General features: G+C 71.0%; 21 protein-coding genes, 1 tRNA gene and 1 pseudogene. 11 read left to right on the top strand and 12 right to left on the bottom strand.

All coding sequences use genetic code 11. The features are described 5' to 3' along the window. Positions 1-9: 9 nt before the first annotated feature. The 3 genes from LPA41_RS24740 to LPA41_RS24730 all read right to left on the bottom strand — a co-directional run bounded on the left by LPA41_RS24740 (position 10) and on the right by LPA41_RS24730 (position 2770). Positions 10-609 carry an alpha/beta hydrolase gene (locus LPA41_RS24740; RefSeq protein ID WP_229073148.1) on the bottom strand — a complete coding sequence of 200 codons (600 nt, stop codon included), beginning with the start codon at positions 607-609 and terminating at the stop codon, positions 10-12. 285 nt (positions 610-894) lie between these two features. After that, positions 895-1473 carry an isochorismatase family protein gene (locus LPA41_RS24735; RefSeq protein ID WP_229073147.1) on the bottom strand — a complete coding sequence of 193 codons (579 nt, stop codon included), beginning with the start codon at positions 1471-1473 and terminating at the stop codon, positions 895-897. Between the two features lie 10 nt (positions 1474-1483). Beyond that, entirely contained in the window at positions 1484-2770 is a 1287-nt protein-coding gene (locus LPA41_RS24730; RefSeq protein WP_229073146.1) for a nicotinate phosphoribosyltransferase, read from the bottom strand. Between the two features lie 118 nt (positions 2771-2888). Between LPA41_RS24730 and clpS the strand changes: the two genes are divergently transcribed. The 5 genes and pseudogenes from clpS (at position 2889) to LPA41_RS24705 (ending at position 5607) form a co-directional block, all read left to right on the top strand. Further along, on the top strand, positions 2889-3179 hold the full coding sequence (gene clpS, locus LPA41_RS24725) for an ATP-dependent Clp protease adapter ClpS (RefSeq protein ID WP_229073145.1): 291 nt from the start codon (positions 2889-2891) through the stop codon (positions 3177-3179). Positions 3180-3207: 28 nt separating this feature from the next. Then, the gene (locus LPA41_RS24720) at positions 3208-3708 is read left to right on the top strand and encodes a DUF2017 domain-containing protein (RefSeq protein WP_229073144.1); all 501 of its coding nucleotides are present in this window, start codon (positions 3208-3210) and stop codon (positions 3706-3708) included. A gap of 59 nt (positions 3709-3767) precedes the next feature. Next, positions 3768-4258 (top strand): annotated as a pseudogene (locus LPA41_RS24715) (Mov34/MPN/PAD-1 family protein). Positions 4259-4322: 64 nt separating this feature from the next. After that, a complete protein-coding gene (locus LPA41_RS24710) occupies positions 4323-4637 on the top strand; it encodes a MoaD/ThiS family protein (RefSeq protein WP_229073142.1) in 315 nt (104 codons plus the stop codon). A 4-nt stretch (positions 4638-4641) separates the two neighbouring features. Further along, on the top strand, positions 4642-5607 hold the full coding sequence (locus tag LPA41_RS24705) for a PLP-dependent cysteine synthase family protein (RefSeq protein ID WP_229073141.1): 966 nt from the start codon (positions 4642-4644) through the stop codon (positions 5605-5607). On the opposite strand, the gene LPA41_RS24700 is transcribed toward LPA41_RS24705, so the two are convergent. Continuing rightward, on the bottom strand, positions 5550-6005 hold the full coding sequence (locus LPA41_RS24700) for a hypothetical protein (protein WP_229073140.1): 456 nt from the start codon (positions 6003-6005) through the stop codon (positions 5550-5552). The two genes, LPA41_RS24705 and LPA41_RS24700, sit on opposite strands and share 58 nt — an antisense overlap. A 274-nt stretch (positions 6006-6279) precedes the next feature. On the opposite strand from LPA41_RS24700, the gene LPA41_RS24695 reads away from it, so the two are divergent. The 4 genes from LPA41_RS24695 to rdgB all read left to right on the top strand — a co-directional run bounded on the left by LPA41_RS24695 (position 6280) and on the right by rdgB (position 9669). Then, entirely contained in the window at positions 6280-7026 is a 747-nt protein-coding gene (locus LPA41_RS24695) for an MBL fold metallo-hydrolase (RefSeq protein WP_229073139.1), read from the top strand. A 66-nt stretch (positions 7027-7092) separates the two neighbouring features. Next, the gene (locus tag LPA41_RS24690) at positions 7093-8319 is read left to right on the top strand and encodes a glycosyltransferase (RefSeq protein WP_229073138.1); all 1227 of its coding nucleotides are present in this window, start codon (positions 7093-7095) and stop codon (positions 8317-8319) included. Between the two features lie 10 nt (positions 8320-8329). After that, positions 8330-9058, top strand: coding sequence for a ribonuclease PH (gene rph / locus LPA41_RS24685; protein ID WP_229073137.1), 729 nt, complete (start codon positions 8330-8332; stop codon positions 9056-9058). Then, positions 9055-9669, top strand: a complete 615-nt coding sequence (gene rdgB / locus LPA41_RS24680; protein ID WP_229073136.1) for an RdgB/HAM1 family non-canonical purine NTP pyrophosphatase — start codon at positions 9055-9057, stop codon at positions 9667-9669. The genes rph and rdgB overlap by 4 nt, the downstream gene beginning before the upstream one ends. A 133-nt stretch (positions 9670-9802) precedes the next feature. On the opposite strand, the gene hutH is transcribed toward rdgB, so the two are convergent. The 7 genes from hutH to LPA41_RS24645 all read right to left on the bottom strand — a co-directional run bounded on the left by hutH (position 9803) and on the right by LPA41_RS24645 (position 17780). Next, positions 9803-11338 (bottom strand): histidine ammonia-lyase, encoded by a 1536-nt coding sequence (hutH, locus tag LPA41_RS24675; protein WP_229073135.1) that lies wholly within the window; start codon positions 11336-11338, stop codon positions 9803-9805. Then, positions 11335-12483, bottom strand: a complete 1149-nt coding sequence (hutI, locus tag LPA41_RS24670) for an imidazolonepropionase (RefSeq protein WP_229073134.1) — start codon at positions 12481-12483, stop codon at positions 11335-11337. The genes hutH and hutI overlap by 4 nt, the downstream gene beginning before the upstream one ends. Next, complete coding sequence (locus tag LPA41_RS24665) at positions 12480-13784, bottom strand: formimidoylglutamate deiminase (protein ID WP_229073133.1); 1305 nt, start codon at positions 13782-13784, stop codon at positions 12480-12482. Before LPA41_RS24665 ends, hutI begins: the two co-directional genes overlap by 4 nt. Then, positions 13781-14938 (bottom strand): allantoate amidohydrolase, encoded by a 1158-nt coding sequence (locus LPA41_RS24660; protein ID WP_229073132.1) that lies wholly within the window; start codon positions 14936-14938, stop codon positions 13781-13783. Before LPA41_RS24660 ends, LPA41_RS24665 begins: the two co-directional genes overlap by 4 nt. After that, positions 14935-16566 (bottom strand): urocanate hydratase, encoded by a 1632-nt coding sequence (hutU, locus tag LPA41_RS24655; protein ID WP_229073131.1) that lies wholly within the window; start codon positions 16564-16566, stop codon positions 14935-14937. The genes LPA41_RS24660 and hutU overlap by 4 nt, the downstream gene beginning before the upstream one ends. A gap of 15 nt (positions 16567-16581) precedes the next feature. Next, a complete protein-coding gene (locus LPA41_RS24650) occupies positions 16582-17406 on the bottom strand; it encodes a MurR/RpiR family transcriptional regulator (RefSeq protein WP_229073130.1) in 825 nt (274 codons plus the stop codon). A gap of 68 nt (positions 17407-17474) precedes the next feature. Beyond that, positions 17475-17780 carry an antibiotic biosynthesis monooxygenase gene (locus tag LPA41_RS24645; protein WP_229073129.1) on the bottom strand — a complete coding sequence of 102 codons (306 nt, stop codon included), beginning with the start codon at positions 17778-17780 and terminating at the stop codon, positions 17475-17477. Positions 17781-17819: 39 nt separating this feature from the next. Here LPA41_RS24645 and LPA41_RS24640 point away from each other — a divergent pair, with 39 nt between their 5' ends. Both LPA41_RS24640 and LPA41_RS24635 read left to right on the top strand, forming a co-directional pair. Continuing rightward, positions 17820-18635, top strand: a complete 816-nt coding sequence (locus LPA41_RS24640) for an MOSC domain-containing protein (protein WP_229073128.1) — start codon at positions 17820-17822, stop codon at positions 18633-18635. A 63-nt stretch (positions 18636-18698) separates the two neighbouring features. Then, complete coding sequence (locus LPA41_RS24635) at positions 18699-19709, top strand: expansin EXLX1 family cellulose-binding protein (RefSeq protein ID WP_229073127.1); 1011 nt, start codon at positions 18699-18701, stop codon at positions 19707-19709. A 451-nt stretch (positions 19710-20160) separates the two neighbouring features. Here LPA41_RS24635 and LPA41_RS24630 read toward each other — a convergent pair. Next, positions 20161-20248, bottom strand: a tRNA-Leu gene (locus LPA41_RS24630). Positions 20249-20609: the final 361 nt, after the last annotated feature.

Here is a 20609-nt window from a genome sequence, read left to right as displayed (position 1 = left end):
GGTGGTGGCTCAGTGGGTGGGGCGGAGTTGGATCGGGGTGTCGTCGGGGCCCACCGCCCAGGCGAGTGCCGACGGCCAAGGCCCGTAGCCCGAGTCCATGTTCAAGTGGGCCGCACCCGGCAGGATGTCGGTGTCCACGCCCAGCGGTGTGCCGAAGACGTCTCGGATGTCTTCCGGGAAGTACGGGTCGTTGTCGGTGCCGACCAGGCGGGTGTACGAGGCCGCCGCCGACAACTGGTCCGGTGTGACGTCGGGCGGGGCGAAGCCGGCGATCGCCGGCTGGCTGAGGGTGATCGATGGTGACGGGGGAGCGACGAGCAGGACCCGGTCCACCCGCAGGGGTACCGCTGACCGGGCCGCCGCGTTCAGCCACAGCAGGCAGCCGAGGCTGTGGCAGAGCACTGTGCGGCGGGAGCCGGGCATCGCGGCGACCCGGGTGCGCAGCTCGTCCAGCCACGCGTCCAGCTGGGGTTCGTCCGGGTCCGGCAGCTGCGGGTAGTCGACGGCGTGCCCGAGCGCGGTCAGTTCACCGGCCAGCCAGTGCTGCCAGTGTGCCGGTGGGCGGCGGTTCTGCCAGCCGTGCAGCAGGAGAAAGCTCTGATCCCTCATCAGCTGATCATGGCGCGGGGGCAGGGTGCTGCGGAAGCCGGAGCGGCGCACCGGCGGCATCCTGCGGGGCCGGCCGCCGGGGACTGCACGAGGGACCCGGGCTGCGGCCCATGACAGTCAGAACGGGCAACGACCGGAACGTGGCAGCAGCCAAGAGGGGCAACGACCGGAAGGCGGCAGCAGCCGGAGGGGCAGCGACCGGAACGTGGCAGCAGCCAGGAGGGGCAGCGACCGGAAGGCGGCAGCAGCCGGAGGGGCAGCGACCGGAGAAGGCGGCGGGTGGGTTCAGGCGTCGACGACGGGGTCGCCGGTGGTGGTGATGGCGGCGGCGCGCAGCTGTTCGAGAGCGGCGTCGGTGGTGGCGCGGGCGACGCCGGCGGTCAGTTCGAGGACCACCGTGGTGGTGAAACCGGCTGCGGCGGCGTCGAGGGCGGTGGCCCGTACGCAATGGTCTGTCGCGATGCCCACGACCTCGACGTCGGTGACTCCCTTGTCCCGCAGCCAGCCGGTGAGGGTTTCGCCGGTCTCGGTGCGGCCTTCGAAGCCGGAGTACGCGGCCTGGTATTCGCCTTTGCGGAAGACGGCCTCGACGCGCCCGGTGTCGAGTTCGGGATGGAACTCGGAGCCGGCGGAACCGGCGACGCAGTGCACCGGCCAGGAGTCGACGTAGTCGGGGGTGTCGCTGAAGTGGGCGCCCGGGTCGATGTGCCAGTCCTTGGTGGCGACCACGTGGTCCCACCGGTCGCCGGCCTTGGCGAGGACCAGGGAGATGCCCTTGGCGACGGCGGCGCCGCCGGACACGGCCAGGGAGCCACCTTCGCAGAAGTCGTTCTGCACGTCCACGATGATCAGCGCGCGCGACACGGATAACTCCCTAAGCGGTGGGGACGATGACGACGGGGATGGCGGGGTCGCCCGCGGAGAGCTTCAGGCCCTCCCACGGGATGGAGATCAAGCAGTGCCGCAGGTGCTCGCGCGACTCGGCCAGGGTGGGTGCGGGCTGCACCTCGCCGGCGGAGATCAGGGTGCGCTGGAGCAGGCGGTCGTTGGGCTGGTGGTCGGGCACGCCCTGCGAGTAGATGATCTCTTCGGTGGCGGTGCCGGTGGGCTTGTGCCGGCGCACGGCGGTCTTGCGGCCGCCGACGGTCGCCTTGTTCTCGGAGCGTTTGACGACCGGGCGGCCTTCGACCTCGACCAGCTTGTAGACGAGGCCGGCGGTGGGCGCCCCGGAGCCGGTGACCACGGCGGTGCCGGCGCCGTACATGTCGACGGGTTCGGCGGCGAGGGTGGCGATCGAGTACTCGTCCATGTCGCCGGAGACGATGATCTTTGTTTCGGTGGCGCCCAGCGAGTCGAGCAGCTCCCGCGAGTGCTGGGCCAGCACGGACAGGTCACCGGAGTCGATCCGCACGGCGCGCAGGTCGGGGCCGGCGACCGCGATCGCGTTCCGGATGCCCTGACTGATGTCGTACGTGTCGACGAGCAGCGTGGTGTTCTTGCCGAGCGCCGCCACCTGGGACCCGAACGCGGTCGGCTCGTCGTCGTGCAGCAGCGTGAACGCGTGCGCCGACGTCCCGGTGGTCGGTATGCCGAAGGCGCGCCCGGCGGCCAGGTTCGACGTCGAGGCGAAACCGGCCAGGTACGCCGCGCGGGCCGCCGCGACCGCCGCGTGTTCGTGGGTGCGCCGCGAGCCCATCTCGATGATCGGCCGGCCCCGGGCGGCGGTGACCATGCGGGCTGCGGCCGCCGCGATCGCGCTGTCGTGGTTGAGCACCGACAGGATCAGCGTCTCCAGCACCACGCACTCGGCGAACGTGCCGGAAACGGTCAGGATCGGCGATCCGGGGAAGAAGAGCTCGCCTTCCGCGTACCCCTCGAGATCGCCGCTGAAGCGGTAGTTCGCCAGCCAGGTGGCGGTGGCCTCGTCGACCACGCCGGTGCTGCGCAGGTGGTCGACCTCGGCCGGGTCGAACCGGAACCTGCTGATCAGCTCGATCAGGCGGCCGGTGCCGGCGACCACGCCGTACCGCCGGCCGCTGGGCAACCGGCGGGCGAAGACCTCGAAGACGCAACTCCGCTCGGCGGTGCCGTCCTTGAGGGCGGCGCTGATCATGGTCAGCTCGTAGTGATCCGTCATCAGGGCGGGGGTGCTGGTCTCCACCGCTCTACCCTATTGCGCCGCGGGCCGATCTGCGGCGCGCGGGCGCGGAACCACTGTTGACCTGCGGTTCGGCGCTCCGGTTCACCGATCCGCCGAATCCGGTGGCAACATGGGGGGCATGGCGTTACCTCAGGTTGCTCCCGTCGAGACGCCGGAGATCCACGAAGAACCCGCCGCGGACCGACCGTGGGTGACGATCGTCTGGGACGATCCGGTCAACCTCATGTCGTACGTGACCTGGGTCTTTCAGAAGCTCTTCGGTTACAGCAAGGAGCAGGCGGAGCAGCTGATGATGGACGTGCACACCAAGGGCAAGGCGGTGGTTTCCACCGGTGCCCGGGAGCGCATGGAAATGGACGCCAACCAACTGCACGGATACGGTCTCTGGGCCACGGTCGACCGGGCCTGAGGCCGGAAAAAAGCGGGTGGGGAAGAGCATGTTCCGACGCATCGGCGGTCAGTGTGTGGCCACCTTCGAGCACGACGAGGTCCGCGTGCTGCGCAAGGTGGCCGCCGAGGTGGTCGGTCTGCTGACCGACGGCATGGACCACACCGACCCGGTGGTGAGCCGCCTCTTCCCGGACATCTATCCGGAGCTGCCGGAGGATTCGCAGGAGTTCCGCCTCTACACCGAGGGCGATCTCAAGACCGGCAAGATCGACCAGGCCGGCGCGATCCTCGCGGCCCTGCCCGACGAGGGCGAGGGCGAGGTGCGGCTGGACGGTGAGGCCGCCGAGGCCTGGCTGCGGGCGATCAACGACGCCCGGCTCGCGATGGGCACCCGCCTCGAGATCCGGGCCGAGACCGATCTGGGCGAGGAACTGGACGAGGCGGTCCTCGAGGACCCCGGTTCCAGCCGGGTCTTCCAGCTTTCGGTGTACGCGTACCTCGGTTACCTCCAGGAGTCGCTGCTCAACGCTCTGCCGGAGATCAAGTAGCGCTCGGTGTGGGCACCGCCACGCCCAGGCGCCGCAATTGCTTCGGTAATGTGAACGTCGTGCTGACCATCGACCGGACGATCCTTGACGCGATCGTGGCCCACGCCCGCCGGGACCACCCCGACGAGGCCTGTGGTGTTGTCGCCGGCGCCCTCGGCAGCGACGTCCCGTCCCGGCACATCCCGATGGACAACGCGGCCCGTTCGATGACGTTCTACGAGTTCGACTCGATGGAATACCTCCGGGTGTGGCGCGAGATGGACGACCGCGACGAAGAGGCAGTGGTGATCTACCACTCGCACACGGCCACCGAGGCGTACCCGTCCCGCACGGATGCGGATATCGCCGGCTGGCCGGACGCGCACTATCTGCTCGTCTCGACCCGTGAGCCGGATTCCGAGGAGATTCGTTCGTTCCGTATCGTGGACGGTGTGGTGACCGAAGAAGAGGTCAACATCGTGGATGCGACGGTGGACGCGTGAAGGTGAGTGCCGTGCAGTCGTACATGTTCGGGCAGAGCCCGGTTTCGGTGGTTTACGAGTGTCGCTGAGCGACAACTCCCACCGGCCCTCTCCCTTGCCTCATGAACGACACTCTCTAGGAGCATGACAGTCATGGCTATCGAAGTCCGCGTTCCCACCATCCTGCGCAACTACACCGGCGGCTCCAAGATCGTCGAAGGTGCCGGCGAGACGCTCATCGGCCTGATCGACGACCTCGACGCCAAGCACAACGGCCTCAAGGGCCGGCTCATCACTCCCGAGGGCGGCCTGCACCGGTTCGTCAACATCTACGTCAACGACGAGGATGTCCGGTTCCTCGGCGCGCTCGACGCGAAGCTGAAGGACGGCGACTCGATCACCATCCTGCCGGCCGTGGCCGGTGGCGCCCTCGGTTTCGCTGCCGCTGCCGCCCTGCTGGGGCGCTAGGCCGATGGCTCGTTACGAGAGCCTGCTCGACGCGTGCGGGGGCACGCCGCTCGTCGGCCTGCCCCGCCTCTCGCCGGCGGTGCCCGAGGGGGCGCCGCCGGTGCGGCTGTGGGCCAAGCTGGAGGACCGGAACCCGACCGGCAGCATCAAGGACCGCGCCGCGCTGTTCATGGTGCGCGCCGCCGAGGAGTCCGGGCACCTGCGCCCCGGTGACACCATCCTGGAGCCGACCAGCGGCAACACCGGCATCGCGCTGGCCATGGTGGCGAAACTGCGGGGTTACCGGCTGGTCTGCGTGATGCCGGAGAACGTTTCCACCGAGCGCGTCCAGTTGCTCCGGATGTACGGCGCCGAGATCCTCTTCTCGCCGGCGGCCGGTGGCTCGAACCAGGCGGTCGCGACCGCCAAGCAGGTGGCCGCCGAGCACCCTGACTGGAAGATGCTCTTCCAGTACGGGAACCCGGCGAACGCCCGCGCGCATTACGAGACCACCGGTCCGGAGCTCCTGCACGACCTGCCGACGATCACGCACTTCGTGGCCGGCCTGGGCACCACCGGCACCCTGATGGGCACCGGCCGGTTCCTGAAGGAGAAGGTCGAGGGCATCCAGATCATCGCGGCCGAGCCGCGGTACGGCGAACTCGTCTACGGCCTGCGCAACATCGACGAGGGTTACGTGCCGGAACTCTACGACGCCTCGGTGCTGGACCGGCGGTTCTCCGTGGGCACGCGGGACGCGGTTCTGCGTACCCGTCAGCTTGTCGAGGTCGAAGGCATCTTCGCCGGCTTCTCCAGCGGCGCGATCCTGCACGCCGCGCTCGCCGTGGCGCACGAGGCGGTCAAGAACGGCAAGGCCGCCGACGTGGCGTTCGTGGTCTGCGACGGCGGCTGGAAATACCTGTCGACCGGCGCTTACGGCGGCACGCTCAACGACGCGGAAGAGGCCCTCGAAGGCCAACTTTGGGCGTAGGCGACGGCCCGGCGTTCTGTGTGGGCGACGGCTACCGCCACGGCGGCGGCCATCGGCGGCGCGGCCGCGATCAGCAGCCACCACGGCAGGTGCCGTTCGTGGATGGCGAGGAACGCGGCCGCGGTCGGCACCACGCTGAGCAGGGTCAGCAGCCCGAGCAGCGGCAGGTACCAGCCGGGCGCTCCACCGAAGACCGTCACCACGGCGTAGAGGCCGACGCCCACGCCGGTGAGTCCGAGCGCGGTGCCGTAGAGCGCCATCACGAGAAGGCGTGCCGCACCGGGCGGCGGGTCCTCGGGAGTGGGGAACCGGAATACGCCGGGATCCTCGAGTGACAGAGATTGCGGGTTTTCCGCGGTCGTGGTTCGGGTAGTGCGGGCCTGTTCGACCGCGGTCACGTCGCCTCCATCAGATGACCTTCGACGTACTACCCTGTGCAACGCCGACAGGTCACCGGACGTGACGGTGAGAATTCGTAATGACCGAGGTCACGGCGGTTGTGATGTGGGTTGTCGATTTGACGACAAATCGATCAGTTGTTAACGCCAAGCACTGGTCGGGGCGTACGCTTCGCTCCGTGATTGACTGGTCTGACAAGTCCAGCGCGGGCCGGTTCAGCGGGGCGTTCACGAGCCGGAGTTGTTCGACCCGATGTGAACCAGAGGAAACCGCATGCGACTGACCGTTCTCGGTTGTGCCGGCAGTTTCCCCGGCCCCGAGTCGGCGTGTTCGGCCTATCTTGTCGAGGCCGACGGCTACCGGCTCCTGATCGACTTCGGTTCCGGATCACTCTCCGCGCTCCAGCGGTACTCGGACATGCGCCGGATCGACGCGATCCTCCTGACCCACCTGCACTGCGATCACATGCTCGACGCGTGCACCTACGTCGTGGTCCGCCGCTACGACCCGGCCGGCCCGCTGCCGCCGGTGCCGGTCTACGCGCCGATGGGCGCCGCCGAGCGGATCGCCGCCGCCTACAGCACCGAGGGCGAGCCGGTCGACGACGTGTACACGTTCTACGGACTGCAGCCCGGCACGTTCCCGATCGGCCCGCTGACGGTCACCGTGGACCGGGTCAACCATCCCGTCGAGACCTACGGGGTGCGCGTCGAGCACAACGGGCGTGTCCTGGCGTACTCGTCGGACACCGCGCCCTGTGAGGCGCTGCTGCGCCTGGCCTCCGGCGCGGATCTGTTCCTCTGTGAGGCGAGTTACCTCGACGGTGCCCCCAACCCCCCTGACCTGCACCTGACCGGTGGCGAAGCGGGCGAGGCGGCCACCAAGGCGGACGTCGGACGGCTCCTGCTGACCCACTTGGTGCCGGCTTGGGCCAGTGAGGCATCTATTGTGGATGCGGCAAGCGCCGCGTTCGCGGGACCGGTCGACGTCGTCCGGCCCGGGGCCAGATACGATCTCTGAGCCGGTGTGCGGGGGCGAGTCGGCTGCACCGATTGCACCACGTGTCGTGATCTTGGAGTTGTCGCATTGCGCATCGTTCGCCTGGCCAACTTCGTCACGGTCCACACGGGGGGCCTGCGTACCGCCCTGCGGCAGCTCGGACGCGGCTACCAGCAGGCCGGGCACGAAGCCGTCCTGATCATCCCGGGCCGCAGTTACTCGGACAAGATGACCAAACAGGGCCGCGTCATCACCCTGCCCAGCGCGCCGGTGCCCCGCACCGGTGGCTACCGGGTGCTCGCCGGCCGGCGCGAGCTGACCCGGCTCCTCGACAGCCTGGAACCGGACCGCATCGAGGTCTCCGACCGCACCACGCTGCGCTGGACCGGCAACTGGGCGCGGCAGCGCGGCGTGCGCTCGATGATGGTCTCCCACGAGAGCCTGGCCGGGGTCCTCGGCGTCTGGGGCATGCCGAAACGTGACGCCCTCGCCGACCGGTTCAACCGGCGCACCGCCGAGGCCTTCGACACGATCGTCTGCACCACCGGGTTCGCGGCCGCCGAGTTCCGCCGCCTCGACGTGCCGAACCTGGTCGAGGTGCCGCTCGGCGTCGACCTCGACCTCTTCCACCCGAGCCGGATGGACGTCAGCGTGCGGTCCCGGTACGCGCGCCCCGACGAGCTGCTGATCGTCTACTGCAGCCGTCTCTCCGCTGCCAAGCGGCCCGAGCTGGCCGTCGACGCGGTCGCCTCGCTGCGCAACGGCAAGGTGCCGGCGGTGCTGGTGATGGCCGGTGACGGCCGGCGGCGTACCGCCCTGGCCTACCGCGCGGCCCGCCTGCCCGTCCGCTTCGCCGGCCACATCTCCGAACGCGCCGACGTGGCCGCCCTGCTGGCCAGCGCCGACGTGACACTCGCGCCCGGTCCGGTGGAGACGTTCGGCCTGGCCGCGCTGGAGTCACTGGCCTGCGGGACGCCGGTCGTGGTGAACGAGCAGAGCGCGCTCCCCGAGGTGGTCGGCGACGGCGGCATCGCGGTGCCGGGCACCGCCGACGCGTTCGCCGACGCCGTCAGCTCCCTCATGGAGCGGCCACGGGTGGAGCGCCGCGCCGCCGCCCGGGCCCGCGCCGAGAACTTCGGCTGGCCGGCCGCGGTGGAGGGTTTCCTGCTGGCGCACGGCGCTCTCCCGGAGACAGTACCGGCGAGGTTCCGGGCGGTCGCGTCGCTGCGCCCGGCGGTCCCGCTGATGCGTCCGGCGATGACGCACCGCCGTGAGTCCGGGGCGGACGAAGCCGGCGCAGCCCGTTACGCATAGGGTTGGGGGCATGGCACGACCCGACGGCCGAGCGGCCGACCAGCTGCGACCGGTGACGCTGACCCGGCATTGGAGCATCCACCCCGAGGGATCGGTGCTGGTGGAGTTCGGCAACACCCGCGTGCTCTGCACCGCGAGTGTCACCGAGGGGGTGCCGCGCTGGCGCAAAGGCTCCGGGCTCGGCTGGGTGACCGCGGAGTACTCGATGCTCCCGCGCGCCACCAACACCCGCGGTGACCGGGAGAGCGTCAAGGGCAAGCTGGGCGGGCGCACCCAGGAGATCTCCCGCCTCATCGGCCGCAGCCTGCGGGCCTGCATCGACCTCAAGGCGCTCGGCGAGAACTCGATCGTCCTCGACTGCGACGTGCTCCAGGCCGACGGCGGCACCCGGACCGCCGCGATCACCGGCGCCTACGTGGCGCTGCACGACGCGGTCACCTGGCTGGCCGGGCGCAAGTCGCTGGCCGGCAAGGTGGACAAGGTGCTGCACACCTCCATCCAGGCGGTAAGCGTCGGGATCATCGCCGGCGAGGCACGACTGGACCTGATGTACGAGGAGGACGTCACCGCCGAGGTGGACATGAACGTGGTCTGCACCGGCGAGGGCGACTTCGTCGAGGTCCAGGGGACGGGGGAGAACGGCGTGTTCAAACGGGCCCAGATGGACGCGATGCTGGATCTCGGGGTGCTCGGGTGCGCCGAGCTGGCCGCCGCGCAGCAGAAGGCGCTCGCCGCATGAGCGCCCGGCTGCTGCTCGCCACCGGCAACCCGAAGAAGCTCGTCGAACTCCAGCGGATCCTGGACGCCGCCCTCGGCGTGGCGCAGATCGAGCTGGTCGGCCTCGGCGACTTCCCGGACTACCCGGACGTGCCGGAGACCGGGCTCACCTTCGGCGAGAACGCCCTGATCAAGGCGCGCGAGGGCGCGAAACGCACCGGCCTGCCCACGGTCGCCGACGACTCCGGCATCGCGGTGAACGCGCTGAACGGCATGCCCGGCGTCTTCAGCGCCCGCTGGTCCGGCCGGCACGGCGACGACCAGGCCAACCTGGACCTGCTGCTCGCCCAGATCTCCGACGTCGCCGACACCCAGCGCGGCGGAGCCTTCGTCTGCGCGGCGGCCCTGGTCCTGCCGAACGGGCGGGAACACCTGGTCGAGGGACGGCAGACCGGCCGGCTGCTGCGCAGCCGTCGCGGCGAGGGCGGCTTCGGCTACGACCCGATCTTCGTGGGGGACGGCCAGGAGCGTACGAACGCCGAACTCACCCCGGCCGAGAAGGACGCCATCAGCCACCGCGGCAAGGCGTTCCGCGAACTCGCCAAGGTGATCGCCAAGGAACTGCCCCGCTGAGGACGCGGCGTGGGTTGCGGCTCTCGCAACCCACGCCCCTCGCTCTGGCGAATCGAAAGCCCACCTCTCGCGAATCGAAAGTCCAGCCCTCGCGAATCGAAAGTCCAGCCCTCGCGAATCGAAAGCCGGGGGATCAGCGCAGTGGGCCGACGGCTTTCTCGATCTCGGTGCGGAGGGCCGGTCCGCTGATCACCGCGCGGGCCTGTTCCAGCACCGGGGCCAGGAAGACGTCCGGCCCCGGGCCGCCCGCGAACGGTGTCACCGCCGCCACCGCGGCCTGCCCGGCCGGTGAGGCGGTCAGGGGCGCCCGCAGTTGCAGGCCGCGGACGGCGGAGAGCAGTTCGACGGCGAGCAGGCTCGTCAGGTTGTCCAGGACGGTACGCAGCTTCTTCGTGGCCGCCCAGCCCATCGAGACGTGGTCCTCCTGCATGCCGCTGGTGGGCAGCGAGTCGACCGAGGCGGGCGAGGCCAGCCGCCGGTTCTCCGCGACGATGCCGGCCGCCGTGTACTGGGCGATCATCAGCCCGGAGTTGACGCCGGCGTCGGGGGAGAGGAACGGCGGCAGGTCCCGGGACCGGGTCACGTCGAGGAGCCGGTCGACGCGCCGTTCGGCGATCGCACCCACCTCGGCGGCCGCGATGGCCAGGTAGTCGGCGGCGAAGCCGAGGGGCGCGCCGTGGAAGTTGCCGGTGGACTCGACCCGGCCGTCGGGCAGCACGACCGGGTTGTCCACGACCGACACCAGTTCGCGGCCGGCGACGGTGGTCACGAACGCGAGGGTGTCCCGGGCGGCGCCGGCGACCTGCGGGGCGCAGCGCATCGAGTACGCGTCCTGCACCGCGTGCGCCAGGTCGTCCCGGTGCGAGTCCATGATCGCGGAGTTCTGGAGCAGCCGGTGGATGTTGGCGGCGGAGTCGGTCTGGCCGGGGTGCGGGCGGATCGCGTGCAGTTCCGGCAGGAACGGCCGTTCCGAGCCGAGCATCGCCTCGATCGCGAGGGCGGTGGTCACGTCGGCCATGGCGAACAGGTGCCCGGCGTCGGCGATCGCCAGCAGCAGCATCCCGAGCATGCCGTCGGTGCCGTTGATCAGCGCGAGGCCTTCTTTGGCGGCCAGTTCGAGCGGGCGCAGGCCGGCGCTGTGCAGCGCCTCGGCCGCGGAGATCCGGGCGCCGTCCTTGCCGAGCACCCAGCCCTCGCCGAGCAGCACGATCGCGCAGTGCGCGAGGGGCGCCAGGTCACCGGAGGCGCCGAGCGAGCCGTGTTCCGGCACCCACGGCGTCAGGTCGTGGTTGAGCAGGTCGACCAGGCCTTGCGCGAGGACCGGCCGGACACCGGAGCGACCCATCGCCAGCGACCGAACCCGCAGCAGCATCATCGCCCGGACCACTTCGCGCGGCATCGGCGCGCCGATCCCGGCGGCGTGCGAGCGGATCAGGGCGTGCTGCAGCTCGGCACGGCGTTCCGGGGCGATCGAGGTGTTGGCGAGCGCGCCGAAGCCGGTGGACACGCCGTAGACGGGCCGGCCGGACGCCTCGATGCCGTCGACGATGGCCCGGCTGGTGGCCATCGCCTCGTGGGCGGCGGTGGAGATCTCGACGCGGGCGTCGCCCCGGGCGACGGCGATCACGTCGGCGGCGCTGACGCCGATGGGTTCAACGGTGACGATCACTGTGGCACTCCGTCGTGCAGAATGGTGCGGATCAAGGGGACACCGGGCCGGTAGGCCAGGTGCAGGTGGGACGGTGCGTCGAGCACGATCAGGTCGGCGCGGGCGCCGGCCCGCACGATGCCGAGGTCGGTGCGGCGCAGGGCGGCGGCCCCACCGGCGGTGGCCGCGAAGACGGCTTCGGCGGGGGTCATGCGCATCTCCCGGACGGCCAGCGCGATACAGAACGGCATGGAGCTGGTGTACGACGACCCGGGGTTGCAGTCCGTCGCCAGGGCGACAGTCGCACCGGCGTCCAGCAGCCGGCGCGCGTCCGGGTAGGGCGAGCGGGTGGAGAACTCGGCGCCCGGCAGCAGCGTCGCCACGGTGTCCGAGGAGGCCAGTGCGTCCACGTCGGCGTCGTCGAGGTGGGTGCAGTGGTCGGCGCTCGCCGCACCCAGCTCCACGGCGAGCCGGACCCCGGGGCCGGGACCGAGCTGGTTGGCGTGCAGCCGCAGGCCGAGGCCGCGTGCGGCGGCAGCGGTCAGGATCGCCCGGGCCTGGTCGCCGTCGAACGCGCCGCGCTCGCAGAACACGTCGGCCCATGTGGCGTACGGTGCCGCGGCGTCCAGCATCTCGCCCCGGACCAGGTCCACGTAGTCGTCGGCGCGTCCCGCGTACTCGGCCGGGACCACGTGCGCCCCGAGGTACGTGGTGTCCTCGACGATCTCCGCAGCCAGGCGCAACGACCGGGCTTCTTCGGTGACGGTCAGCCCGTACCCCGATTTGATCTCGATCGTGGTCGTCCCCTGCCGCAGCGCCTCACCCACCAGGCGCCGCGCGTTGCGGCGCAGCTCGTCGTCGCTTGCCGCGCGGGTGGCGGCGACAGTGGTGCGGATGCCGCCGCCGGTGTACGCGGCCCCCGCCATCCGCGCCCCGAACTCGGCCGCCCGGTCGCCCGCGAAGATCAGATGCGCGTGGCTGTCGACGAAGCCGGGCAGCACCGCGGCGCCGTCCGCGTCGAGCCGGGAGTCGGCCGCCGGCGTCCGCGACGACGGCCCCACCCAGACGATCCGGTCGCCGTCGACCACCACGGCGGCGTCGTGCACGATGCCCAGGTGCGGGTCGTTGGTGACCAGTTCACCGATGTTCGTGACGGCAAGGCTCATGACAGCACCAGTTCGGTTGTCGAGTTGCGCAGGGCGGCCGCCACGTCCATCGACCGGTGCCGCCCGCCGGTGACCACCCGGCGCCCGTCCACGATCACGTCGGTCACGTCCGCCGCGGTGGCCGCGAAGACCAGTCCGGCCGGGTCGGTGCCGGCGGTCCGGACGCTGTCCAGCGAGACCGCCACCAGGTCGGCGCGCCGGCCCACGGCGATCTCGCCGGCGTCGGGCCAGCCGAGCGACGCGTGTCCGGCGGCGGTGGCCGCGGTGAGCAGTTCGCCGGCGCCGAAGTGGCCGCGCCGGCGGGTGGCGAGCCGTTCGTCGAGTTCGACGCCGCGCGCCTCCTCGAAGATGTCGATCACGGCGTGGCTGTCGCTGCCCAGGGTGAGTGCCGCGCCGGCGTCGGCGAGCGCCCGGGCCGGCCCGATGCCGTCGGCCAGGTCCCGTTCGGTGGTGGGGCAGAGACAGACGTACTGCCCGTCGCCGAGGATCTCGATGTCGCCCGCGGTCAGGTGGGTGGCGTGCACCGCGGTGGTCATCGGCTGCCAGACACCCCTGTCCTGCAGCAGTTCGGTGGGTGAGCAGCCGTGCACGGCCTGGCAGGCCTCGTTCTCGGCGGGCTGCTCGGAGAGGTGGACGTGCACCGGCAGCCCGTCGGTGCGCTGCGCGAACGTCGCCATGCCGTCGGCCGGCGCGGCCCGCACCGAGTGCAGCGCCGCACCGATCCGGACACCGTCGCCACCGCGCAGCGTCTCGAACCGGCGGTACCAGCCGTCGTAGTCGCCGTCGGAGAACCGCCGTTGCACGCCCTCGAGGGGTTTGCCGTCGACACCCGAGGTCAGGTAGACCGCGTCCAGCAGGGTGATCCGGATCCCGGCCTCGCGGGCGGCCGCGATGAGCGCATTGCCCATCGCGTTCGGGTCGGCGTAGGGCACCCCGTCCGGGCCGTGGTGCAGGTAGTGGAACTCGCCGACGCAGGTGATCCCGGCCAGCGCCATCTCGCCGTAGACCGCCGTGGCGAGCGCGAAGTAGCTGTCCGGGTCGAGCCGGCCGGCCACCCGGTACATCAGTTCCCGCCACGTCCAGAAGCTGCCGCGGTCGCCGTGGGTGCGTCCGCGCAGCGCCCGGTGGAAGGCGTGCGAGTGGGCGTTGGCGAAGCCCGGCAGGACGAGGCCGGTCAGGATCTCGCCGGTCCGTTCCGCACCGGCGCGCACGCCGGTGATGCGGTCACCGGAGACGTCGATGCGGACGTCGCGCTCGACCTTGCCGCCGATCCACGCGTGGCCGGCGTGGTAGACGGTCATGTCAGTTCCGCCAGGACCGTCGCCAGGGCCTCGATGCCGGCCTCGCAGTCCTCGTCGGTGGCATGCTCCGCGGGGGAGTGCGACACCCCGGTCGGATTGCGGACGAAGAGCATCGCGGTCGGCACGTGCGCGGAGAGCACTCCGGCGTCGTGTCCGGCGCCGGTCGGCAGGATCGGCGCGTTCCCCAGCACCTTCGACAGCTGCCGGCCCAGAGCCTCGTCGAAGGCGACCTCGGCGGTCACCGACTCGGGCGTGACGGTCAGGGACGTACCGTCCCGATCGGCCCGCTCGGTCGCCTTGCGCACCACCGCGTCGACCAGCCGGTCCAGGGTGCCGGTGTCGGCCGCCCGGGCGTCCAGCCAGCCGCGCACCAGCGACGGGATCGCGTTCGTGGCGTTCGGTTCGACCTGGACCCGCCCCATGGTGGCGTGCGCCCCGCTGAGCCGGGCCTCCTTGTTGGCGGCGAGCACGGTGAAGGCGAAGGTCAGCATCGGGTCGCGCCGGTCGCTCATCCGGGTGGTGCCGGCGTGGTCGCCGACGCCGGCGAAGTCCATCCGCCAGCGCCCGTGCGGCCAGATCGCGCTCGCCACCCCGACCGGGACGTCCAGCGCCCGGCCCTGCTCGACGTGCAGCTCGACGAAGGCCGCGACGTTCCCGATCTTCGCGAGGTCGGCCCCGGCAGGCACCGACCCCAGCGCCTCGGCGAAGGAGATGCCGTCGCGGTCGGTGAGTGCGGCGGCCTGCTGGGGCGCGATCGCGCCGGTCAGCAGACGAGAACCCAGGCAGGGTACGCCGAACCGCCCGCCCTCCTCCTCGACGAAGGCGGCGATCCCGATCTGCCGGGAGGCGTCGATCCGGTCGGCCGCGAGGAACGCGCTCACGATCCCCAGCGGCCCGTCGTATCCGCCGCCGTGCGGCACCGAGTCGAAGTGGGAACCGGTCAGCACGGTGCCCGGCGCCCACGGTTCGCCCCGCCATGCGAAGAGGTTCCCGTTGCCGTCGTCGGTGACCCGCATGTCCCTTCGCGCGGCCTGGGTGCGGAACCAATCGCGCAGCGTCAGCTCCGGCTCGGTCAGCGCGTACCGCAGGTAACCGCCGCTGTCGGCCCGGCCGATCGGCGCGATCTCCTGCCAGGCCCGGGTGAACGCGCTCATCGGCTCATCGGGATCGTGACGCCACCGGCGGAGGCCGACGGGTAACCGGCGTCCACGTGCCGCAGCACACCCGTCGCCGGGTCGTTGGTGAGCACCCGCTCGATCTTCTGCCCGGCCAGGGCGGTGCCGTCGGCCACGCAGACCTGACCGGCGTGGATGCTGCGGCCGATGCCGACCCCGCCGCCGTGGTGGATCGACACCCAGCTGGCGCCGCTGGCGGTGTTGACGAGCGCGTTCAGCAGCGGCCAGTCGGCGATCGCGTCGGAGCCGTCGAGCATCGCCTCGGTCTCCCGGTACGGCGAGGCGACCGAACCGGAGTCCAGGTGGTCCCGGCCGATCACGATCGGCGCGGACACCTCACCCTTGGCCACCATGTCGTTGAACCGGACACCGGCGACGTCCCGCTCGCCGTAACCGAGCCAGCAGATCCGCGCCGGCAGCCCCTGGAAGGCGACCCGCTCGCCGGCCATCTTGATCCAGCGCGCCAGCGGCTCGTTCTCCGGGAACAGGTCGAGCACCGCCCGGTCGGTGGCGGCGATGTCGGCCGGGTCGCCGGAGAGCGCCGCCCAGCGGAACGGTCCCTTGCCCTCGGCGAAGAGCGGCCGGATGTAGGCCGGTACGAAACCGGGGAAGTCGAAGGCCCGGTGGTACCCGGCCAGCTGAGCCTCGCCGCGGATCGAGTTGCCGTAGTCGAACACCTCGGCGCCGGCGTCCAGGAAGCCGACCATCGCGGCGACCTGCTTCGCCATGCTGGCCCGGGCCCGGTCGGTGAACTCCTCGGGCTTGGTTCGCGCGTACTCGGCGGCGTCCGCCAGTTCCACGCCGACCGGCAGGTAGCTCAGCGGGTCGTGCGCGCTCGTCTGGTCGGTCACGATGTCGATCTCGACGCCGCGGGTCAGCAGCTCGGGGAAGACGAGCGCCGCGTTGCCGACGACGCCGATCGACTTCGCGGTCCGGGCCGCCTTGGCCTCCAGGGCGAGCGCGATCGCCTGGTCCAGGTCGTCCGCGACGACGTCCAGGTACCGGGTGTCGACGCGGCGCTGCAGACGGGTCCGGTCCACGTCGACGACCAGGCAGACGCCGCCGTTCATGGTGACCGCCAGGGGCTGCGCACCGCCCATCCCGCCGCAGCCGCCGGTCAGGGTGAGTGTCCCGGCCAGGTCACCGGCGAACTTCTTGGCGGCCACGGCGGCGAACGTCTCGTAGGTGCCCTGCAGGATGCCCTGCGTCCCGATGTAGATCCACGAGCCGGCGGTCATCTGGCCGTACATGGTCAGGCCGAGCTGCTCCAGGCGCCGGAACTCCGGCCAGTTCGCCCAGTCACCGACCAGGTTCGAGTTCGCGATCAGCACGCGCGGCGCCCACTCGTGGGTGCGCAGCACGCCGACCGGTTTGCCGGACTGCACCAGCAGGGTCTCGTCGCCTTTGAGCAGGTCCAGCTCCCGCACGATGGCGTGGAAGGACGGCCAGTCGCGGGCGGCGCGCCCGGTGCCGCCGTAGACGACGAGGTCCTGCGGACGCTCGGCCACGTCCGGGTCCAGGTTGTTCATCAACATCCGCTTGGCGGCCTCCTGCGGCCACCCCTGAGCGGTGTACGACGTACCGCGCGGCGAACGGATCTCGGTCATGTCGGCTCCTTTCGATCACGCCAGAAAGATGTGCCGCTGTGCGGCTGTCGCTTCGAACTCCTCCAGGCGGCGCTGCACCGGTTCCGGCGCCGCATCACACATCGCCTGCAGCAGCACCATGGCCATCGCCATCGGGCCGGTGTGCAGGTCGAAGACGAGCTGGGTGCCGACCGCGGCCGGCAGCACCACGTCGGCGGACTCGGCGACCGGGCTGACCGCCGAATCGGTGATCGCGACGACGGCGAGGCCGGCCGCCTTGGCCTCGCGGACGGCCTCCACCGTCTCACGCGGGTAGCGCGGCAGCACGATCGCCAGCATCGCACCGGCGCCGGCCGCGCGGGCCTGATCGAGCCGGTCCAGCAGGCTTGTCCCGCCGCCGTCGAGCACCCGCACGTCCGGGAACGCCTTGGCGGCGAAGTAGCCGAAGTACGCCGCGAGCGGTGCCGCGGCCCGTAACCCGAGCACCGGCAGCGGCCGGCTGGCGACCAGCAGGCCGGCGGCGGCGCGTACGTCGTCGAGCCGGTCCAGCTGCTCACCGAGGCGCCGCAGGTGCTCGGTCTCGGCGTGCACGGCGCGCTGCATGGCGTTGCGCCCGGACGGCTCGGCCGGCTCGTCGGCGGTGACGGTGCGCAGCTCACGCCGCAGCGCCGGATAGCCGGACCAGCCCAGCGCCATCGCGAACCGGGTCACCGACGGCTGGCTGACCCCGGCCAGTTCGGCCACCTCGGCCGCCGACAGGTAGGCCGCCGTCGCGCCGCGTTCGACGAGGCAGTGTGCGATCCGCCGCTGGGTCGGGGTGAGCCGGGCGCCCTGGAAGAGCTTGACTACTCCGTCATTCACAGCCTCAGGCTATGCATGAAAACTTTCAGAAGCTAGAGGGTCAAGCGAAAGAGGCGTGGCCGCGAGAGTCAGCGGGCGGCGACCTCGTGGTGGGTCACCGTGGTCTCCCGGTCGACGAGGAAGGCGTCGTCCTCCGGATAGAACACGGCCTGCCCGATGTCGTCGCCGGCGAAGGCGCGGATCACGTCCAGCGACTCCCACCAGCTCACCGTCGTCACCTCGGACCGGCCGTCGCCGAGATCCCTGGTCCACATCTGGGCGCCCAGGTTGCCGGGGGTCCGGCGGTACGCCAGCAGGCCGGTCTGCTCCACATAGGTCACGTACTCACCGACACGGCCGGTCGGCACCCAGCCCCGCCACATCCGCGCAATCATGAGAGTCAGCGTAGGTGCCCGTGTGGCAGGCTGCTGGGTATGCGGATCACGGCGCTCCACTCGTACCCCGTCAAGGGCTGCCACCGCCTGGACCACGACGAAGCCGGCGTTGAACCGTGGGGCCTGACCGGCGACCGCCGGTGGATGATCGTCGACGCCGACGGTGTCGGCATCACCCAGCGTGAGGCACCGCTGCTCACCCAGCTCGCGGCCCGGCCGCGGCCCGGCGGCCTGGCACTCACCGCGCCCGGCCACGGCACCCTGGAGATCGACGAACCGCACGACAGCCCGAAGATCGCCGTCCGGGTGTTCCGGAACAAGCAACCGGTCCCCGCCCGCCTCGCCGAGAACGAGTGGACAAGCGCCTTCCTCGGCCGCGACGCCCGGCTCGTCTGGCAGGCCGACCCCACCGGCCGGTCGATCGGCTCGCACGCCGGGCCGGACGACCGGGTGAGTCTCGCCGACGGCTACCCCGTGTTGCTGGCCAACGCGGCGTCACTCGACGCACTCAACGACTGGCTCACCGAGGGTGGCGACCAGCCTGTCCCGATGCACCGGTTCCGGCCCAACCTGGTGGTCGCCGACGCGCCCGCCTGGGCCGAGGACGCATGGCCGGGGCGGCGCCTGCGGATCGGCGAGCTCACCTTCCGGGTCGCGAAGCCGTGCGACCGCTGCCGGGTCACCACGATCGACCAGGAGACCGGCGAGACCGGGCGGCAGCCGCTGCACGTGCTCGGCAAACACCGCCGGTTCGGCAACGGCCTGATGTTCGCGGTGAACCTGATCCCCGATCTGACCGCCGGCGAGACTGGTCGAATTCGGACAGGGGACCCGGTGAATGTCGTGGAAGAGTGAATCCGTCTTAGGGGAGTCTTAGAAAATTTGCCCCACCCGCCGCACGCCGACCAATATGCCCGGGTGAGTGCTCATCGAAGCCCGTTCCCCGTCCGTTGGCTCGCCGCCGGCGGTGCCGCGGTGGTCGCCGGAATCATCGGCGTCGCCCTGCTCCTGCAGACCGGTGGCTCCGCCTGCGCCGCGCCGCCGAGCACCACCACCAAGACCGGCAAGGCCACGTTCTACGACCTGGCCGGCACCTCGGGCAACTGCTCACTCGAACCGCCCGCCGACGACCTCTACGTGGCGCTCGGCCCGTCGCAGTACTCCGAGGGCGCGGCCTGCGGTGCCTACCTCGACGTCACCGGCCCCAAGGGCAAGGTCCGCGTCAAGGTCTTCGACTCCTGCCCCGAATGCGCCGCCGGTCACCTCGACCTGAGCCGCACCGCGTTCAAGAAGATCGGCGCCGAGATCGACGGGATCATCCCGATCAAGTACAAGCTGGTGAAGAACCCGCCGGTGCCGGCCCCGATAAGCGTCCGGGTCAAGGAGGGCGCGTCCCAGTACTGGTTCGCCGCCCGCATAGACCACCACGCCAACCTGCTCTCCTCGGTGCAGGTGGCAAGCTCCGGCCGAGGCTTCACCAAGGCCCAGCGCACCGACTTCAACTACTGGATCATCGACAGCGGCGCCGGTCCCGGCCCCTTCAAGATCAAGATCACCGATGTGTACGGGAAGACGAGCACCGTCTCCGGCATCAAAATGAACCCCGGCACCGTCCAGAAGACAGCCGTCCGAGCCTCCTCGGCGTCGTCTTCGTCGTCATTGTCTGCCTCGTCGCCCGAGCCGGCCACCAGCCCGAAGAAGCCGGCCGCGTCCCCGTCGAAGCAGCCCGCCACCAAGGCCTCCCGCTCCGCCCCCGCCTCCGCCGCGCCGCCATCCAGCCCGGCAGCCTCCGCCCCAGCCGCCCTGCCGGCAACAGCGTCAGCGTCGGCAGCCGCCGCCCCGCTGCTCGAGTCGACCCCCACCGACCCGGCGGCCGAGGCCGCAGCCCTCGACCTGACAGCAGCCGAACCCGCCCCCAACCGCTGCTGACCGACCCCGATCCGCCGGTGGGGCGACGTTGGCCGACTCCGATCCGCCGGTGGGACGTTTTTGACCGACTCCAACCGCCAGTAGGACGTTTTTGACCGACTCCGATCCGCCGGTGGGACGTTTTTGACCGACTCCGATCCGCCGGTGGGACGTTTTTGACCGACTCCGACCCGCCGGTGGGACGTTTTTGACCGACTCCGACCGCCAGCGGCGCGTCTTGACCGATTCGACCCGCCAGCTAGACGCGTTGACCCGCGACTCGACTCGCCAGCTGGGCGCGACTCGACTCGCCGGTTGGGCGTGCTGACAGACCGACTCACCCCGTGAGCGTGCCGACGGCCACGCCCAACTGACCGGCGCGCGCGCAGCCGTCCCCTCCACCCGGAGCCTTACCGATTTCGGTGAGGCTCCGGTGTGCTGCTCAGTGAATGCCGGATATGCAGACTTGAGTTGGTGCGGAAGAGGGGACTCGAACCCCCACGCCCTTTCGGGCACGGGCACCTAAAACCCGCGCGGCTGCCTGATTTCGCCACTTCCGCCCGCTTTGCCCATTGAGGCAACGCGTTGTGAGAAGTCTAATCGGTCAGATCTGCCATCGACCTCTCGGTAGGTGCCGATCGTGCACAACTGCGCTCCTCGCGCCCGCCAGGACCCTCTTCTCGTCACACCTTCGCGTGTGCCCGGCGCTGGCCCGACCGGGTCGGGGGTCGCGTCCGCTGAGGTGGTGTATAAGAGTCGACCATCGATGATCCGTTTCACAGCCGCCGAGCCTGGCTGTCACCCACGGTTGTTGAAGAGCGTTTCCGGCAACCGCCAGTGACAGCCAACCCTGCCGGGCTGTCAGTCATGGTCGTTGGAGAGCGTTTCCGGCAGCCGTGAGTGACAGCTGGCCGTGTCGGG

It is taken from the genome of Actinoplanes sp. DH11, from assembly GCF_020873875.1.
In the GTDB taxonomy this organism is placed as follows: domain Bacteria; phylum Actinomycetota; class Actinomycetes; order Mycobacteriales; family Micromonosporaceae; genus Actinoplanes.
This window is presented reverse-complemented; position numbering and strand designations above follow the sequence as displayed.

Bases quoted from the DNA above. Each gene is read 5' to 3' on its own strand.
- rdgB (WP_229073136.1), top strand. From the start codon at position 9,055: ATGAGCGCCCGGCTGCTGCTCGCCACCGGCAACCCGAAGAAGCTCGTC.
- LPA41_RS24740 (WP_229073148.1), bottom strand. From the start codon at position 609: ATGAGGGATCAGAGCTTTCTCCTGCTGCACGGCTGGCAGAACCGCCGC.
- LPA41_RS24645 (WP_229073129.1), bottom strand. From the start codon at position 17,780: ATGATTGCGCGGATGTGGCGGGGCTGGGTGCCGACCGGCCGTGTCGGT.
- clpS (WP_229073145.1), top strand. From the start codon at position 2,889: ATGGCGTTACCTCAGGTTGCTCCCGTCGAGACGCCGGAGATCCACGAA.
- LPA41_RS24660 (WP_229073132.1), bottom strand. From the start codon at position 14,938: ATGAGCGCGTTCACCCGGGCCTGGCAGGAGATCGCGCCGATCGGCCGG.
- LPA41_RS24695 (WP_229073139.1), top strand. From the start codon at position 6,280: ATGCGACTGACCGTTCTCGGTTGTGCCGGCAGTTTCCCCGGCCCCGAG.
- LPA41_RS24720 (WP_229073144.1), top strand. From the start codon at position 3,208: ATGTTCCGACGCATCGGCGGTCAGTGTGTGGCCACCTTCGAGCACGAC.
- LPA41_RS24710 (WP_229073142.1), top strand. From the start codon at position 4,323: ATGGCTATCGAAGTCCGCGTTCCCACCATCCTGCGCAACTACACCGGC.
- LPA41_RS24640 (WP_229073128.1), top strand. From the start codon at position 17,820: ATGCGGATCACGGCGCTCCACTCGTACCCCGTCAAGGGCTGCCACCGC.
- hutI (WP_229073134.1), bottom strand. From the start codon at position 12,483: ATGAGCCTTGCCGTCACGAACATCGGTGAACTGGTCACCAACGACCCG.
- LPA41_RS24705 (WP_229073141.1), top strand. From the start codon at position 4,642: ATGGCTCGTTACGAGAGCCTGCTCGACGCGTGCGGGGGCACGCCGCTC.
- LPA41_RS24665 (WP_229073133.1), bottom strand. From the start codon at position 13,784: ATGACCGTCTACCACGCCGGCCACGCGTGGATCGGCGGCAAGGTCGAG.
- rph (WP_229073137.1), top strand. From the start codon at position 8,330: ATGGCACGACCCGACGGCCGAGCGGCCGACCAGCTGCGACCGGTGACG.
- hutU (WP_229073131.1), bottom strand. From the start codon at position 16,566: ATGACCGAGATCCGTTCGCCGCGCGGTACGTCGTACACCGCTCAGGGG.